This is a genomic window from Arthrobacter sp. StoSoilB5 (assembly GCF_019977235.1).
Classification (GTDB): domain Bacteria; phylum Actinomycetota; class Actinomycetes; order Actinomycetales; family Micrococcaceae; genus Arthrobacter.
Map to the genome: position 1 here is coordinate 1,099,759 of NZ_AP024646.1, position 16,768 is coordinate 1,116,526.

The 16,768-nt window shown below is 62.2% G+C and carries 12 protein-coding genes; 7 read left to right on the forward strand and 5 right to left on the reverse strand.

The genetic code is table 11. The annotated features are described in order from the left end of the window. Positions 1-1,968 (forward strand): DUF5107 domain-containing protein, encoded by a 1,968-nt coding sequence (locus tag LDN75_RS05140; protein WP_223936086.1) that lies wholly within the window; start codon positions 1-3, stop codon positions 1,966-1,968. A gap of 180 nt (positions 1,969-2,148) precedes the next feature. On the opposite strand, the gene LDN75_RS05145 is transcribed toward LDN75_RS05140, so the two are convergent. Beyond that, entirely contained in the window at positions 2,149-3,855 is a 1,707-nt protein-coding gene (locus LDN75_RS05145; RefSeq protein WP_223936087.1) for a M23 family metallopeptidase, read from the reverse strand. A gap of 212 nt (positions 3,856-4,067) precedes the next feature. On the opposite strand from LDN75_RS05145, the gene LDN75_RS05150 reads away from it, so the two are divergent. The 3 genes from LDN75_RS05150 to LDN75_RS05160 all read left to right on the forward strand — a co-directional run bounded on the left by LDN75_RS05150 (position 4,068) and on the right by LDN75_RS05160 (position 7,926). Then, on the forward strand, positions 4,068-6,302 hold the full coding sequence (locus tag LDN75_RS05150; RefSeq protein ID WP_223936088.1) for an AAA family ATPase: 2,235 nt from the start codon (positions 4,068-4,070) through the stop codon (positions 6,300-6,302). Between the two features lie 118 nt (positions 6,303-6,420). Beyond that, entirely contained in the window at positions 6,421-7,629 is a 1,209-nt protein-coding gene (locus tag LDN75_RS05155) for an McrC family protein (RefSeq protein WP_223936089.1), read from the forward strand. Positions 7,630-7,671: 42 nt separating this feature from the next. Further along, positions 7,672-7,926, forward strand: a complete 255-nt coding sequence (locus tag LDN75_RS05160) for a PLDc N-terminal domain-containing protein (protein ID WP_223936090.1) — start codon at positions 7,672-7,674, stop codon at positions 7,924-7,926. A gap of 3 nt (positions 7,927-7,929) precedes the next feature. Here the strand turns inward: LDN75_RS05160 and LDN75_RS05165 are convergent, their stop codons facing one another. Further along, positions 7,930-9,600: a HAMP domain-containing sensor histidine kinase gene (locus tag LDN75_RS05165; protein ID WP_223936091.1), complete on the reverse strand. Its 1,671-nt coding sequence runs from the start codon at positions 9,598-9,600 to the stop codon at positions 7,930-7,932. A 100-nt stretch (positions 9,601-9,700) separates the two neighbouring features. On the opposite strand from LDN75_RS05165, the gene LDN75_RS05170 reads away from it, so the two are divergent. The 3 genes from LDN75_RS05170 (at position 9,701) to LDN75_RS05180 (ending at position 13,266) form a co-directional block, all read left to right on the forward strand. Continuing rightward, entirely contained in the window at positions 9,701-10,444 is a 744-nt protein-coding gene (locus LDN75_RS05170; RefSeq protein WP_223936092.1) for a response regulator transcription factor, read from the forward strand. A 384-nt stretch (positions 10,445-10,828) separates the two neighbouring features. Next, positions 10,829-11,647, forward strand: coding sequence for an alpha/beta fold hydrolase (locus LDN75_RS05175; protein ID WP_223937489.1), 819 nt, complete (start codon positions 10,829-10,831; stop codon positions 11,645-11,647). A 233-nt stretch (positions 11,648-11,880) separates the two neighbouring features. Further along, a complete protein-coding gene (locus LDN75_RS05180) occupies positions 11,881-13,266 on the forward strand; it encodes an MFS transporter (RefSeq protein WP_223936093.1) in 1,386 nt (461 codons plus the stop codon). A gap of 471 nt (positions 13,267-13,737) precedes the next feature. Here the strand turns inward: LDN75_RS05180 and LDN75_RS05185 are convergent, their stop codons facing one another. From LDN75_RS05185 to LDN75_RS05195, 3 genes are read right to left on the reverse strand one after another with little or no spacing between them, the layout of a single operon-like run. After that, complete coding sequence (locus LDN75_RS05185; RefSeq protein WP_223936094.1) at positions 13,738-14,766, reverse strand: TDT family transporter; 1,029 nt, start codon at positions 14,764-14,766, stop codon at positions 13,738-13,740. After that, the gene (locus tag LDN75_RS05190; protein WP_223936095.1) at positions 14,763-15,614 is read right to left on the reverse strand and encodes an MBL fold metallo-hydrolase; all 852 of its coding nucleotides are present in this window, start codon (positions 15,612-15,614) and stop codon (positions 14,763-14,765) included. Before LDN75_RS05190 ends, LDN75_RS05185 begins: the two co-directional genes overlap by 4 nt. 34 nt (positions 15,615-15,648) lie before the next feature. Further along, complete coding sequence (locus tag LDN75_RS05195; RefSeq protein ID WP_346347173.1) at positions 15,649-16,740, reverse strand: alpha/beta hydrolase; 1,092 nt, start codon at positions 16,738-16,740, stop codon at positions 15,649-15,651. Positions 16,741-16,768 lie beyond the last annotated feature (28 nt).

Below are 16,768 nucleotides of genomic sequence, written 5' to 3' on the forward strand. Positions count from 1 at the left end.
ATGTCTGCCATTTCAACGTCCAACCTCGCCGTCACCACCATTTCCCTGACCATGGCGGATATCGGTCCCCTCAACCCCTTGCCGGTAGTGGCCGCGGAACTCGATCAGCCGTACACCGTGGGTGAGGGAGTGCCGGAAGAACTCCAAGCGGCGGCCAGGTACGGAGTGGTGTCCAACGTATACCCCTATCTCATGCAGGACGGTTATAGCCGGGAGGCGGCACCCAAGGAGCTGCCCGCCGTCGTGCTTGAGAACAGCAAACTCAGGGCGACCGTCATACCGTCCTTGGGCGGCCGTATCTGGGAGTTGTTCGACAAAGTGACGGGCAAGCAGCTCCTCCACACCCACGGCGCGCCCCAGCTGGCCAACATCGCGCTGCGAAAGGCCTGGTTCGCGGGCGGCCTGGAGTGGAACATCGGCACGCGAGGGCACTCACCCACCAGTTGCGATCCACTGCACACTGCAATCGTCCATACCGTGGACGGTAAGCACATCCTGAGGGTGTGGGAGTTCGAGCGGCTGCGGGAAGTGGTCTTCCAGGTGGACATATGGTTGCCTGCAGAATCGGAGGTGCTCTTCGCAGCAGTGCGCATCCGCAACCCCAACGACCACGACGTTCCGATGTATTGGTGGAGCAACGCGGCTATTCCGGAGACCGACCGCACGCGCGTGATCGCCCCCGCCGACGAAGCTTTTGGCAGCGACTACGCCACGGACATCACCCGTGTCCGGCCCACGGACCACAACGGCTACGACGGCACGTGGTTGGTCAACAGCCCGCATGCCGCGGATTTCTTCTTTGACATCGATCCTTCCGAACGGCGCTGGGTTGTGGCTGCGGACGACGACGGCGACGGGCTGGCGATGTTGTCCACCAGTCGGCTTCGGGGAAAGAAGCTTTTTGTCTGGGGACAGGGCCAGGGAGGCAAGCGGTGGCAGGAGTGGTTGAGCCCGGGCGCAGGTCCCTACGCCGAGATCCAGGCCGGGTTGGCGCAAACCCAGTTCGAGCACCTGATCATGCCGGCGGGTGCGCAGTGGTCCTGGGTGGAGGCCTATGGCAACGGGCGTCTGGACCCGGGCACCTCCCACGGAGCGGACTGGGATGCCGCCGTGATCCACGCCGGCCAGCGCCTGGAAGAGCTGCTGCCCCACGAAGACCTGGAGGCCATGCTGCCCGCCGCCATCAGCGATGCCGACGTCCCGCCGTCCACAATGCTGCTCCACGGCAGCGGTTGGGGTGTGGTGGAACGGGCGCGGCGCCGTAGGACAGGCAAGCGTTGGATCGATGAGAGCGGCACGCCGTTCGTGGCGGAAAGCGTGACGGCGGAGCAGGAGCCGTGGCTGGAACTGTTGAAGGGAAAAGCGTTCGACGGCGCGCCCAGCTTTGTTGCCGGAACTGACTGGGAGGAGCTGCTTGAGGGACAGGAGAGTCCTGAGGCCCGCTTCCATGTGGCCACGATGAGGCATGCCCGGCAAGAACTGGAAGGAGCCAAGGAAGCATATCGCGAGGTGCTTGCTGCAGGGGGCGTCCGGCCGGAGACCATGGCGCTCGCGCATCGGGGACTGGGGTTGGCACTCCTGGCCGAGGGTGCGGATGATGAGGGCACGGATCATGAGGCAACGGTTCATGAGGGGCTTGAGCAACTGGGGAACGGAGTTCAAGCGGACCCGTCCAACACCGCATTGCTTACCGAGGCTGTGACACTCAGCATCCGCCACGAGGACCCATCCCAGGCACTGGAACTGGTGGAGTCGGCACCCAAGGAGGGTGCCGCCGTCGGGCGTTTGAGGTTCCTCAGGGCATTGGCACTTGCCCGGCTCGGCAAGGCGGGCGAGGCTGCTGCCATCCTGCGGGCAGGGGTGGAGATACCGGACCTCCGCGAAGGGGAAGATGCGATAGCGGCGCTCTGGGAAGAAGTCTGTCCGGGCGAAGCTGTGCCCTTCAACTACCAATTCGGAATGCACTAGGCATTTGGACGGCGCTGGGGCCGGCGATCTGTTGGAGCAGGTTTTCGGACCTCACCCCCTCGGGCAGGACGACCGGCCCATCCGCATGACTTGTGGCAAAACCCATCGCGGCGGCCAGCTAGCAGGACCCCAGGAGGACGCATCCCTTCTCCCTCTGCTTGCGGGCTAGGTTGGCCACGCTCATGGAGTTGGGGTGGGCGTGGGCGTGGCCGTGATGGTTGGGGTCGGCGTGGCCGTGATGGTTGTGGTGGGGGCAGCGGTGGTTGTTGGCGTCGTTGTGGACGTTGCGGTGGGAACCGTGGTGGTTGTTGGACTGAACGTCGGCGTGGATTCCGATGTGGGCGTGGGGGTAGCGGTTGGTGTTGGGGTTGGTGTTGGTGTTGGTGTTGGTGTTGGGGTGGCGGTTGGTGTTGGGGTCGGCGTGGGGGTAGCGGTCGGCGTGGGGGTAGCGGTTGGTGTTGGGGTGGCGGTTGGGGTGGCGGTTGGTGTTAGGGAAGCGGTCGGAGTCGGCGTGGGCGTAGCCGTTGGAGTTGGAGCGGGCGTAGCAGTTGGAGTGGCAGCCGGCTCAGCGGTCGGAGTCGCCGGCTCGCCAAGCGATTGGCCGAGCGACCACTGCGGTACCTCGCCAATCGGCGTCGTTCCTGTTGGCGAGAAGCTCGTTAGTTGGAGGAAAGCAACCGACGATTCATGATCCAGGGGAATCAGGCTCCACGATGACGGGTTCGCCAGGACGCCATTCGCAATCGTTTCAAAGTGAAGGTGGCATCCCGTCGACCAACCGGTGGAGCCGACCAAGCCGATGACTTCTCCGGCCTCCACTACCTGCCCTTTGCGCACGGCACCGGCCTGGAGGTGGTTGTACGTAGTGATCAGCCCGTTGCCGTGATCGATTTCAATCCGGTTGCCTCCGCCCCAGGCATGCCAGCCCACCGCGCGCACGTAGCCGTCATCGGCAGCATGAACCGGTGTGCCACAGGCCGCGGCGAAGTCCTGCCCTGTATGAAATTCACCGGGGGATCCAGTGATCGGACTGGTGCGCGGCCCGAAAGGTGAACTTGGATGCAGGTTCAGGAGCGGGGACATCAAAGTGCCCGTTGCTGGCCGTGCATGACCAAGGGCAGCGCTACCAACTGATGGTTGCCACCAACCGCCGCCGCTGTAACAAGTGCTGGCTGCCGGAAGAACCTGGGAGCTCAGGAAACCCACGATCTCCTGGGCCAATCCCCGGTACTTGGTGTAGTGGTCTGGATCTTGATTCCGCTGTACTTGGTGGATTGCCAAACTGGAGGGCAGAAGCTGCCAGTCCTTGATGCCCTTCAGGGCGAGAAAGAAACTGGTTGCGCTAACGAACGGATCCATGCGGTCGGCATAGGAGCCCCATGCCCCGTTGGCGCGCTGCTGGAACAGCCCGCGGGAGTCCGGCCCGGCGGCGTCGCCGAAGTCCTTGCTCTCAAGAGACGATTCTCCAAGCGCGGCTTGGACGCCAAGGATTTGGGCATCAAGTGGCAGCCCCAGTTTGTCCGCCGCCACCATGATGGTCGAAGCGTTGCGGAGTTGGAGGTCTGACGGGACGCCGCCCGTGGATACTACTCCGAAGCCCGGAACAGTTTGTTGACACAGCGCCGCACCCAAGGGGTTCGTGGGAGCAGATTGAGGCGCCGCTGAAGAGGGGGTTGCCTGAATCGTAGGGTCATTTGTGGAACGGTTGGCTCCAGAAGGCTCGTCCGTCGATGAGCTTGCGGGTATCTGCTGGATGGCTGAGGGCGCCGTGGTGGCTGCTCCAGACTGGAAGCAGCCAAGCAGGACCGCCGCCGCAACCACCGCCAGTGGAAACCGGGCGTGCCTACGGAGCCGCGTTGGGCCTTTGTCAGAAGGTTTGTTGTTCACAAGTCCCGGCCCCGGACGCGGGCCGGGGCCCGGTGAAAAGCGTTGGAGGTCCACACCATTGTCTGGATCCGATCACTGCATATTACGGGTACTGCAGGTCTATGGGAATGACAGGCTCACGTCAAGCCATGTGTGCGCAAACATCGCAACTCAATCAGAGTCAGGCGTGTCCAAATCCAGATGCTTGGCTAAGTCAAACAAGGTAAGTTGGCATGGTGACCCCCTCCGTGAAGCCTGCCATTGACCGCGCCCCCGGGATCTCCAAGGAGATCGAGGACGCAGCTTGGTATGTGCTGGGCCCGGCACTTCAAGGGAAACCTTCAGCCCTGGATGGACGCACGCTGACATGGACGGCAGACGCCGCCGGGGAGCTGCTCGAACGTCTGGAGCGCGGGGTGGAAGACTCCAAAGCGCCCATGATGACCAACCTCCGGCAAAACCTTGACGGCGCGTCCCGGGAAGCCAAGCTGCTGGCCGTTGAACTACTCTTCCTGCAGTCGCTGCCATTGGCCCATGAGGTCAAGTCCCTCAGGGTCAAGCGAGCACGTGTCGCCGAGGCGGCATCGTGGGTGGAACCTCCCATCGAGTTGCCGGAACAGCTCTACGAGGGCATGACGGACCACGGCGTGATCCGCGACCGGACCGCGGAGTTCAACTGGACCATTTGGGACCACCTGAAGTGGCTGTGCCGTTTCGTGGCCCATGTGGACAGCCAAAGCACGGAAACCATCAACCAGGCGCTGGCCGACCCCTTAAAGTTCCACGAACTTGCTGTTGGAACACCGGAGGACCAGCCAGCCCTGCGCCGCAGCATTGAGTATTTGGTGTGGCCCAGCTACTTCGAGCCCGTGGTGGCTGACGTGGAGCGCCGGGAGATTCGTGACGCTTTCGCCTCGCTCGTTGGGGGTGCCGAGGGCGATACCGAGGAAGACATCACCGCGGACGTCCACCGGATCCGGCTGCACCTGGACGAACAAGCGGGCCAGCGCATCGACTGGTACGCCCGGCAGTTGGTCAGCCAATGGCGGAAGGTGGGAGACCCCGGCCGCCGGTCCTGGCTGTTGCGGACGCATCACGACAACGCTGATCTGCTGGCCGCCTGGGTGGCTGAAGAGACGGCCACACTGGATGTTGAGCACCTCCGCTCGCTTTCTGCGGGAGTAACCGCAGGCGTGGTCCAGCATGCCGTGGACGAGGATTACAAGCACCTGGGCTATGTGGAGCGCGAGGACACCAAGACGGCGGTCTTCGCCTTCCTGACGGTGATGAAGCCGGGGGACCTCACCCTCTACCAGCACGCCGGACGCGTCCGGGTTGGCGTGGTCCTCGGCGAGCCCGAGCACCATGAGGACAACCGGCGCATCCGCCGCAAGGTCCGGTGGTTCGATGACAGTTACGCCATCACGGAACTCCCACGCCACGCGCAGCGGCAACTGTCAACGCCCGGCATCATCGTGGATGTCACCAGGGTTATTCAGGCCCTGCAGGAACTCCTCCCGGTAGAAGCCGAAACCGATGGCGAGGATGAAGCGCCGCCCACCGCCGTCGTCGAGGTTGTCCAGCAAGGTTTCCGGCCCCTGACGGAAGGGTTCGCGGCGTCCCTTCACATGGACCTCGAGCCCTTGAAGGAGATCGCAGAACTGCTCGAAGAGAACCGCCAACTGGTTCTTTATGGCCCGCCGGGTACCGGCAAAACGTACCTTGCCAAGCACCTCGCTGCCGAGCTCGCAGGCGACAGCACTGATGAACGCGTGAAGCTGGTGCAGTTCCACCCGTCGTACGCGTACGAGGATTTCTTTGAAGGTTACCGGCCGGACAAGACCGACGACGGCCAGGTCTCCTTTAAGCTCGTCGCCGGGCCCCTGCGTCGGCTCGCTGAGGAAGCTGCCAAACCGGAGAACGCACACAAGCCGTACTTCCTGATCATCGACGAAATGAACCGTGCCAACCTGGCCAAGGTGTTCGGCGAGCTGTACTTCCTGCTCGAATATCGTGACGATCGCATCTACCTGCAGTACAGCCCGAACGAGCCTTTCAGCTTGCCGGACAACCTCTACATCATCGGCACCATGAACACAGCTGACCGTTCCATCGCCATGATGGACGCCGCCATCCGGCGTCGTTTCGCGTTCATCGAGCTGCATCCCAAGGTGGAACCGGTCAGGGGCTCGCTGCGGCGCTTCCTTGAAGCCCGGGGCTTGGACACGCTCAATGCGGATCTCCTGGACGCCCTCAATGACGCCATCGATGATTGGGACCGGGACTTGATGATTGGGCCGTCGTACTTCATGAAGAACGCTGCCCAGAACCCCACAGGGCTTCGCAGGATCTGGAAGTACGAGCTCATGCCGTTGTTGGAGGAGCACTACCACGGGCAACTGAACCGCGCGCAGCTTGAGGAACGCTTCGGCCTGGACCAATTGCTGGGACGACTTGCTGCCCGCTAAGGCCGTCCCGCCGCGGCCGCGACGGCCACCAGCCAGCGCGGGCCCAGCAAAGACGGGCCAAACCAGCACGGGGTCGGCCAACACAAGCCCGGCCAACACAGGTCCGCGGCACATCGTCATGGACGAACTCTCACGCGGAGTAGTGGACAAGCTGGACCCCCCAACTGCTGCGTTCATCAACGCCAGCGGACTGGCCAAGGCGTCACCGATGGGCATGGGCCTCTACAGGATCGAACCCGTCGGCAAAGTCGGCTCGGTAAGGACTTCCACAGTCCAGCTCGAGGTCCGCCCCAAGGACCGGCTTGGCCTGAGTCGCTTGCTTTTCCTCCTCAGCTACGCGGGCGATCAAGGCTTCCGCGACCACTCCGTGGAAGCAGTTGAGCACCCTGATCTCTGGAGTGCCCTGGCCGAATCGCTGGCCCAGCTGGCTGACCGTGCGCTGAGCCGAGGCGTCCTTCAGGGCTACCTCACCATCGATGAATCGCTCCGGACCGTGAAAGGCCGCATCCGCATCTCGGACCAGATCTCCCGCAGGCCCGGGATGATGGTGCCGTTGGAAGTGTCCTACGACGAATTCACCGAGGACATCGCTGAGAACCGCATCCTCCGCGCTGCCTTGGAACGCATGGGGAAGGTGCCCGGCGTCCGGGCCGATGTCCTGAGCCGCTTGCGCCAGCTCAAGGGAAAGCTCGACGCCGTCACGCGCCTTCAGTCCGGAGCCCCGCTGCCGCCGTGGCGGGCCAACCGAATGAATCTCAGGTACCACTCGGTGCTGCGGCTCTCGGAGGTTATCCTGCGCAATGCCTCGGCTGAGGCCGGGGAAGGGAAGCAGCAGACGGCTTCCTTTGTGGTGGACATGGCACAGGTCTTCGAGGAGTTCGTGGGCTCGGCTCTTCGCCATGCGATGGGTGCGTACCCGGGGGAGATGCGGCTTCAATATGGAGCGCTGCTCAATGAGGCTGTCCGGGACACGGACCGCCTGACGGTTCGCCCCGATGCCGTCCACTTCCTGGGCGGGAGGCCCGTGGTGGTGTACGACTCCAAGTACACCGCGGCAGGCGACGCCGGCGCTTCATTGAACGCTGACCATTATCAGTTGCTGGCGTACTGCACAGCACTGCGGGTCCCCACGGCATGGCTTGTTTACGCCGGTCCAGGGGAGATGAAGCTGCGCAGGATCCTCAACACGGACATCGACATCGTGGAGTATCCGTTGGACCTGTCCCTGCCGCCGTCGGAAATCCTCGCGGCGGTGGCCGACCTCGCCGAACAATCGTGGGGCGAGGTGGTGCGTCAGGCTGTGGCGGGACGGTCGGCGTCGGACTAGCCTGAGAGCTACGTCCGTTTGGAAATTTTCGAGGGAGGCATCATGGCTCGCAGGAAATCGTGGCGCGATATGAGCAAAGGCCAACGCATCATGCTCATCATCAGCGGAGCCGTAAATATGGCCCTGCTCGGTGCGGCGCAACGGAGCATCGGCAAGACCCCCGATTCCAGGATCAGGGGCAAGAAGGCTGTCTGGCGCGCTGTCTCGTTCATCAACTTCTTCGGGCCGGTGAGCTACTTCCTCTTTGGCCGCCGTCGTGATGCCGCAGTGGCGGGAATGCCGGCAACCAAGCGGTAGCGCTCAGGCGGGCATCTTCACTGTGAAGGTTGTGCCCCGGCCCGGTTCGCTCTGCAGCGTGATAGTGCCGCCGTGCGCTTCGACGATCGCTTTGCTGATGGGCAGTCCAAGCCCGACGCCGGGAATGGTGCTGTTGCGTACGCCGCCAGCTCGGAAGAACTTGGTAAAGGCCTCTGCCTGCTCTTCTTCAGTCATGCCCATGCCGGTGTCGGATACACGGCAGAACACAAAATCCTGGTCCTCCCACGCGGCTACCTCCACGTCTGCGCCTTCGGGGGAGTACTTGATGGCGTTTGATACCAGGTTGTCCAGGACCTGGGCTATTCGTGAGGAGTCCACGTGGGCTTCCAAGGAGTCCGGGACGTCCATGGACAACCGAATGCCAGCTTTCGCAGCCCGGGGACCGGCGGAGCTGACGCTTCCCCGAACCAGCTCCGCCACGTCCACGGTGTGGGGCTGAATGATCATGTGCCCTGAACGTACGGCCAACAAGTCGGACACCAGGGTAAGCAGCCTTTCGGCGTTCCGCCGAACGATATCGAGTTGCCTCCGGGAGGAGGCGTCCAGGGCGCGGGGATCATCCAGCAGAAGCTCCACATAGCCAAGTATGGACGTCAGCGGCGTCCGGAATTCGTGGGAGACGTTGGCGACGAAGTCGTCCTTGGCGGCCAGGGCGTTCACCAAGTCCGTGACGTCGCTGAAAACAACAACTGAGCCGGCGAAGTTCCCGGCGTCGTCCACCATGGGGCGGGCGCTTGTGGTGAAGGCGCGCTGGTCTGCGCCGGAGCCAAGCCACACCAGCTGGTCCGTGAATCTTTCCCCCAGGACCGCACGCCTGACTGGACGGCGGTCAGCGGGCAGCGGGGTTGCCTTGTCCTTATCGAAGACGAGCAGTTCGGATTCGTTGGGATCGTCATTGCCTGGAGGTGTTGCCAGGGAGTGGGTCTGGCGCTGGCGGCGGTTCATGAGGATGTCATGACCTTCGCCGTCCACTGCCACCACACCCAGCGGCAAGGCTTCCATGACCGTGTTGAGCAGCCGCTCCTGCTTGGTGGTGACGTCCAGGGCTTTCTTTAGCTCGTCATCTTTTTGCTCCAACGCCCGCTGCTGGCGCACCATGCTCAGGGTCAGCACGCTCACCGAAACTCCGATGCCAAGGATCAGGATCGGGAACAGCAGGGGCTTTGTGAGGTCCTGCTCTGTCAAAGCCCCCTTGACGAACAAAGGTGTCCAAACGATGCAGAGCGGACCCACGAATGACAAAGCAATGGCCAGTCTTGGGTACAGGCCGGACGCGCACAGCCAAATGACGGGAAGAACCACCAGCACACTGAGCCCCGTGAGCGCTTCCTGCCCTCCCTCCCTTCCGAAGGAAATCGAGACCATGTCCAGGATGGGTATCACCAGGAAGCTGGGAAAAGGCAGCCGGTGCCAGGGCACAATGATGCACACCGCCAACAGGAATGCCTGGCTCAGCAGGAAGACGAGGAATAAGGGATTCTCGAGAGTGGCCGGGAAAAACAGCCACACCAGAATCGCCGAAATGCACACGCAGACGGAAAGCGGCAATTGGCTTAGTACCACCCTCATGCGCAGCGTGTGTTCGTGGAAAGAGCGCTGAAAAACAAGGAGTTTCTTCTTCTGGCCAAGATCCCAGGTGGTTGGGTGGGTCATGACACAACCACCGGGAATGCAGAAGAAGTTCGGTTCATGAGATCAGCCTAACCATAATGGTTATACTTCGAAGGGTTATCGAAGGGGCTGAGGGGCAGCGATGAGTGAAGTACGTGTGGGGCTGGTCATTGAAGATGACCAGGATATTCGCGAATTGGTGCGCGTGGTCCTTTCCCAAGCGGGGTTTGACGTCCACGTTGCGTCCACTGGATCCGCCGGCGTCACGTCAGCCCGCGAACTGAATCCAGACGTTATTACCCTGGACCTGGGCCTCCCGGACATCGATGGTTTCGAGGTGGCCCGCCAGATCCGGAAATCCTCGGACGCTTACATCATCATGCTCACGGCCCGTGCTGAGGAGCTGGATACCCTCATGGGCCTGGAGGCCGGGGGCGATGATTACCTCACCAAGCCGTTCCGGCCCCGCGAACTCCGGGCCCGCGTCGAGGCCATGATGAGAAGGCCCCGCGCGTCGTCGGAGTCCAAGGCCGCCGTGGAAGAAACAGATCCGGAAATGACCCACAACGGCCTCGCCGTTTCGGTCGGTTCCCGCACAGCAGTCTTGAACGGCAAGGAGCTGAGGCTAACACGCACCGAGTTCGACCTCCTGCTTGCGCTCCTGGAGACCGGCAGGATTGTGCGGACCAAGGCCGATCTGGCGCGGCGTCTCCGCAATGAACCCTACGACGTCGGCAGCTACGTCAGCGACGCCGATGAACGCGCCGTTGAGGTGCATATGGGCAACCTGCGCAAGAAACTTGGCGACAGCATCCAGAACCCGCGCTGGCTCGAGACTGTGCGCGGCGTTGGGTACCGGCTGGCGCCACTGGCCCAGGGCAACTAACGCTGCGCCGGCCCATCTAAGTAGCACTTGATGCCGTTTTGAGGGCTCAGAACGGCATCAAGTGCTACTTAGTTGGATCAGCCCACCACGCGTCCGCTCCGCGGCTCATGTAGAGAGCATTGACTCATGACCCGCTGACCCGCGCGAGGGCGATATCGCCGGCGGCTCGGGAATCACTAACAATTGGGGCAAAATGCTCGGCCGGGTATTCCGATCGAGCATTTTTGCTTGCTGGCAGGGAAGCGCCCGAGAGGTGCGATATGCCGACGTCGCTCATGGAGCGGTGCTGATCATGCCATAGCCCCCAGCAGCACGCCGTCGAAATATGCAAACCATTGTTACTTCTGTCACTCTCTGATAGGTTCAGCTGCTGTGGAAACGATGATGTTTAACCCCGGTAGCAATGTTCAACTCGAGATTCTCGCGTCCGGCCCTCCGGGCGGGATCCGACCCCGTTCTGCTTTTCTCTTTGTGCATGGCCTCGGCCATGACGCCACCTGCTGGCGCAACTGGATGCACGCAGCTTCCGAGGATGGCTATGCGGCGTACGCGGTCTCGCTCCGGGGTCACGGCGGCAGCGGAGGAAGGCTCCGCTCGGCGCGGCTGAAGGATTATGTTGAAGACGTCCTTCGAGCGGTCGAGACTGTCGATGCTGATGAGCTCGTCTTGGTTGGTCACTCGCTCGGTGGCCTGGTGGTGCAGCGGGTGTTGGCGCTGCAGCCGGCGAAGGTGACTGCGGGCGTGCTTGTTGGCTCCATCACTTCCGGCCCGGCCTTCGGAACGGTCTTGTCGGTGCTGAGAAGCCATCCCTGGCAAGCGATGCGGTTTCTCGCGGGTCGAAGCATTCGGCTGCCGCCGGACATGTTGTTCGAGCGAATGGGCACTGAAGAGGCGGGGGAGATTTCCCGATCCCTTTGCGGCGAGTCGCCCTGGGTCCAGTACCAGCTGCTTTTCCACCTTCCGGCGAGGATGAAGTCTGAATATCCACTTCTGTCCGTCTACAGCAAGCACGACCGAATGGTGCCAGTGCGGTCAGCGCGCGCAACCGCACGGCGCTACGGCGCCGATGTGCGGGAACTCGCCGGGATCGGACATGACATGATGCTCGACGGCGGCTGGGAAGAGTCCTGGAGCGTGATTAGTGACTGGCTGAAGGCGCTGCGGGTCGAGGCGATCTCCCGGACGGCAAGGCCAGCGGATTGAGTGCCGAAAAGCCATTGCTTGAAAGAGCTGTATAGCCTAGGCTTCTTTCAATCGCAGAGTTCACCTTGTGTCCCCGATCACACTTGAGGGTTCGGTTGCCATGAGCAAGGCGCAAGTGAACAACCTAGACGGCAATCGCCCATGGAAGACTGCGTGCCCCGATCCACGAGCACTACGAGCTTCGCATCAGCTCACGCACGCCAACGACGGCGTGCATTAGAAAGGCGAACAACATGGCAATTGCCAACGAGGCGTCAAAGACGACCGGCCTCCGGACCCCGGGATCCTCCCGCTTGACCGTTCAGGAAATACTCAATGAAGCGCCGCTTGGCAACAGGAGGCGCGTAATCATCCTTCTCGGGTTCCTGACCATGACCCTGGAAGGAGTTGAAATCGGCCTGTGGGGATTCATTTACCCACAAATAGTCACCCAGTGGGGTACCTCGCTGGCCATTGTTACCACCATGGTGACGCTGGGAGTTGTGGGGCTTACTGTCGGTTCCATGGTTGCCGGCCCGCTATCGGACCAGATCGGCCGAAGGCTCCCGATTATCGTAGGCACGGCAGGATTCGGGCTGGCCACCTTAGGCGGCGCGCTGGCACAAAACGACCTGATGTTGGGAATCTTCCGGGTGGTGGCATGCCTGTTCCTCGGAGCTGTCATGCCCCTGGTCATCACGCTCGTAGCCGAGTTCGCGCCTGAAAAGCGGAAGGCCGCCATTGTGGCCATCACGTTCACCGGTTTCCCGCTGGGGACAGTCATCACCGGCTTCCTGGCATCCACCATTCTTCCCACCCTGGGCTGGCAGTGGCTGCTCGGAACCGGAACAGTCCTGGCATTGATTCTCCTGCCCGCACTGGTGTGGGGCCTTCCGGAATCAACGGTGTTTATGATTCGAAGGGGAGGCCGGACAGAAAACGTGACGAAGGTACTGAGTGCCATCATCCCGGGTTTTGACATGAACACAGTGGATCTGACGGGCGCACCGCAGGCTGGCGCCGCCAAGCCGGTTGGAGGTGTCAGGGCGGTACTGTCCAAGAAACTTATGGTGGTATCGCTGCTCATCTGGCTTTGCTACTTCATCTGCGCCGCAGTGGTTTATATGTTCCTGAACTACCTGCCGCTGATCGTCAAGCAACTTAATATCGATGCTGCGGGCACAGGCAATGTGGTGTCGATGTTCGGCATCGGCGGTGTGATCGGAGCCTTGGCTATCGGTTTTGCCATGGAAAAGCTGGGCAAATACCTATCCCTCGGTGCCGCCTTCATGCTGGCCGCCGGAGCGGCCTGGATCCTGGCATCAGTCAACCTGACCTTGCCCCTGCTGCTGGTTCTGGGCTTCACCATCGGCGTTGTGCTGGTGGGTGCCAACAGCGGTATGAACGCACTGAGCACGTCGGTTTTCCCCACTGAAGCCCGCGCAACCGGCGTGTCATGGATGCACAGCTTCGGCAAGGCCGGCTCCATCGTCAGCGGTCTGCTGGGTGGCGTGATGCTGGGCGCAGGATGGGGCGTGGACCAGATCTTCTTCGCCCTGGCCATTCCGCTCCTGGCGGGAGCTGCGGCCGTGGGTGCAGTCAGGGCGATGACCACACGCCGTTCACGTTCCGATTCATAAGGCGGCCCTCATCTACGGCCCTGATCGCCACAGGGTCACCGGACGCCAGCGATAAAGAGTCCCAATTCGAGCCACCTTGCTCCTGCTCCGGAGCAAGGTGGCCCGACTGTTTGCGGCGTCACCCGGAAGACGGGTTCGGTGACCTCCGGACGGGGACTGTCACGCCTCCAGGCGTAGTTCGCGGGCAGCGCCTCCGGCACGTGCCGACGGGAGAGCGAATCGCGTCCCGCACCAAAAGCTGCCCGGGGCTCGATTAGCCCGTGCCGTAGTCATGCCCCGCTGACGAGTGCACTTAACGCGGAAAGGACCTCCGGGTGGAGCTGGACTCTCTACAAGTCCCGCTCCACCCGAAGGTCCTTCCTTGTCGCCCCTGCACACGGCAACCGTTTCCCACAACTCAAGCGCCCGACGTCGAACATCCACTTGGGCGCATCCGCGCGGACTTGCTGTGGTCACGGCCGCGCGGAAGCGTCAGCGCGGCTTCTTGGCTGGCGAACCGTAAATGAGCGTCCGTATTCCGGTACCAAGGACAAAAGCCGTGGCAAGGCCCAAGAGGGTCCAGGAGATGAGTTCCGAGCCGGCGACGTCGACGGTCCTGAGCCACCGGATGCCGTAGTTCGCCGACGTTGACACCGGGAAGGTGAAGATCCAGAACGTCAGCGAAAACGGCAGTCTGGCGTACTGGGGAATCAGAACCACCTGCATCAGAATCATCATGAGGAGGATTCCCGTGAGTCCTGCCTGGATGATTCCGGAACCCTCCGGGCGAATGACTATCCAGGCAACGCAGGCCGTTGCGGGGGCGGCCACATACCCGGCCAAGACGGGCTTCAAATCGTCCGGCATCTCAATCCCCGCCATGAAGCGCACCGTCACCACCGTTCCGATCACCAGCCAGAAAAAAGCACCGGTTCCCCACGCGGCGATCGCCGCTTGGGGCCAACCCATGGTGGAGAAGCCGATGCTGGCGATGAAGGGACCTGCGGCAACGGGAAGCAGGTAACCAGGGTGGACCCATTCCAGGGTTACTCCTCCGGTCACCCAGTGGACCAGAAGCCTTGCTCCGAGGAGCGTGAGAGCGATGACGAAGAACAGGCACAGCACGGACCAGAACACCTTGTTGTATTCGATGTAGTGACTGCTCAGGAGGATGCCCACCAAGGGAATGAAGGACGCTGACGGACCGTTTCCGGGGTGCCTCAGTTCTTTGTCGAAGTGTCCCTCGGACCCGTATCGGAAACTTTTTGCCAGGTACCGGATAAGCAGGACGGACCAGATAGCGGCACTGATCCCGTAAAAGACCTCCGCTGGCCACGCGGGGGCATGAAGTGGCAGGCGGGCTGCCTGCCAGGTGCCTCCCAGCCCCGTGATGCCCAGGGGAATGGCAAACAGGTTGAAGGGGTGCGACGGAGGCTTTGGTGGTGATTCAGTGACGAGATCGGGCGACCGCGCTTCCGAAGCCGTCGCAACCGCCCCATCGCGGGCACCGGTGCTGGTCAACTGAGCAATTTCATGGCCGCACCCCACAACGCACCCGGGTTTATGCGGTCAGGATGAAGCGCAAGCATTGCGGAGAAGAACTCCTCCGGCGTTGGTTCCTCGGCCAGGAGCTTTGATGCGTCCAAAAGGTACTTGCGGGTCTCTTGGATCTGACCGGGCAGATCCGGCAATGCGGGATTCTTGTGCCCGGCCACAACGAACTTCGGCTCAAGGTTCTCCGCGATGTCAATCGCCCGCAGCCAGGCTTCGAGACCCCCGTCCTGGGACTCAGTCAGGTAGGGGTGGACTCCGTTATAGACGGCGTCCCCGGCTACCAGGAGACCGACGGAGGGAACGAACAGCATGGTGGTGTTGTCAGTGTCGGTATGGCCCACTTCAATGATCTGCAGTTCATGACCCTCAAGTTCAAACGACCCATTGTCCACTGGCTGGGTCACTGTTGTGGTGGGCGGAATCTGGTCCGGGAAGATCGAGTCCCAGAAGGAGGAACGGAACTCCGGAGAGCCGTGCATGGCCATTTCCTGGAGCGTGCCCGGGGTTGCCAGTACTGTAACCCCCGGAAACCGCTCGGCCAGGGGACCAGCGCCGAACCAGTGGTCGCCGTGGCCGTGGGTGATGTAGATGTGGCTAAGTGTCTTCCCTGATGCTTCAATCCAGTCCCCGACCCTCGTTGTCTGGTCAACCGTCATGGGCGGGTCAACCAGCACCGCGTTTTCCTGTCCGGAGATCAGCGTGGAGGACAGCGGGGACCAGATGCGGGGGTCACCGTTGGGAAGTGTCCCTCGTCCTGTTTGAGGCAGGGTGCCGGAGACAAATACGTCGTAAACCAGCTCGGTTGTAGGTGCCATAATATGCGTCACTTTCCCTGAAGTTTGTGGTGGTTTAGAGGTGCAGCAAAAACCAATCGAGAGCGGCAGAGCTTGATTCTTCGAAGTTTTCTACATACGGCTCGAAGTGGCCCCCTGGAAGCATCACGAGCGATTTGGGCTCCTGGGCCTGTTCGTAGGCCTCGAGGGCCAGGTCCGTGCCGGTCAGTTCATCGTCAGCGGCCACGATGAAGAGCAGCGGCTTGGGGGACACCCTTGAGGCCCAGACTCCCGGTTCGTAGAGGCGCGCTGCCCGGGTGGATTGCAAGGTGACGGTGTTGTCCCAGCCGTACTCTTCCGGGCCGGGTTGCGTGTAGAAGCGCAGAGCTGAGGGAAGCCGGTATGCGGCAGGCTGGTTTGGATCACTGCTTACCACTGCGATCATCTTTGGCGCCTCGCCGGCGGCCTGGCCTCGTTCGTCGTCGACGAAGGACTGTTCCAGGGCAATCCTCGCGTCACCCACGGCGCGGCGGGAACCGGCCACATGGCCGTTGATGGCAGGCACCTGGGACACGACAGCTTTGAGCCGCTCTTCCGTAGCTCCCAAAACCAAGGCGTGCCCGCCGGAGTAGCTGGACCCCCACAGGCCTATCCGCGAGGGGTCCACTTCAGGCCTGCCTTCGAGGTAGGTCACAGCCCGGCGCCAGTCCTTGATCTGCTGCCAGGGATTGATGTCATGGCGGAGTTCTCCCTCGCTCGCGCCGAAATTGCGGTGGTCGTGGACCAGGACCACGAATCCGTTGGCGGCAAAGCGGGAGGCGTAAGCGGCGAGGCCGTGAGCGCGGGTTCCCGCATAGCCGTGTGCCATGGTAATGGCCGGATGAGGTCCTGGCCCATCCGGGATGTAGAGCCAAGCGCGGAGCGTGATGCCCCCGTCGGCCGCGAATTCAACATCCAGTCGTTCTGCCATGAGTCTCTCTTTTCTTTCCAGCGCCCCTGGACGGGCAGGGTGAAGCCGCGGGAGCAACGCCGCGCGCCGCGGGGAATTTGTGAGGTGTGGGTAAGGGGGTAAAGATGTGAAATAAGCGTACAGCTTTAGGCTCTGTCCCGCAAAGACTTTTTGGCGTATGCTCCTTTCACGGCCGCGAGCCGGCCACCCATTCCAGATTTCCTTCCCCGATGCACGACGAAAGGCA

Coding starts and splice junctions, on each gene's coding strand:
- LDN75_RS05140 (WP_223936086.1), top strand. CDS start 1: ATGTCTGCCATTTCAACGTCCAACCTCGCCGTCACCACCATTTCCCTG.
- LDN75_RS05150 (WP_223936088.1), top strand. CDS start 4,068: ATGGTGACCCCCTCCGTGAAGCCTGCCATTGACCGCGCCCCCGGGATC.
- LDN75_RS05155 (WP_223936089.1), top strand. CDS start 6,421: ATGGACGAACTCTCACGCGGAGTAGTGGACAAGCTGGACCCCCCAACT.
- LDN75_RS05160 (WP_223936090.1), top strand. CDS start 7,672: ATGGCTCGCAGGAAATCGTGGCGCGATATGAGCAAAGGCCAACGCATC.
- LDN75_RS05165 (WP_223936091.1), bottom strand. CDS start 9,600: ATGACCCACCCAACCACCTGGGATCTTGGCCAGAAGAAGAAACTCCTT.
- LDN75_RS05170 (WP_223936092.1), top strand. CDS start 9,701: ATGAGTGAAGTACGTGTGGGGCTGGTCATTGAAGATGACCAGGATATT.
- LDN75_RS05175 (WP_223937489.1), top strand. CDS start 10,829: ATGTTTAACCCCGGTAGCAATGTTCAACTCGAGATTCTCGCGTCCGGC.
- LDN75_RS05180 (WP_223936093.1), top strand. CDS start 11,881: ATGGCAATTGCCAACGAGGCGTCAAAGACGACCGGCCTCCGGACCCCG.
- LDN75_RS05190 (WP_223936095.1), bottom strand. CDS start 15,614: ATGGCACCTACAACCGAGCTGGTTTACGACGTATTTGTCTCCGGCACC.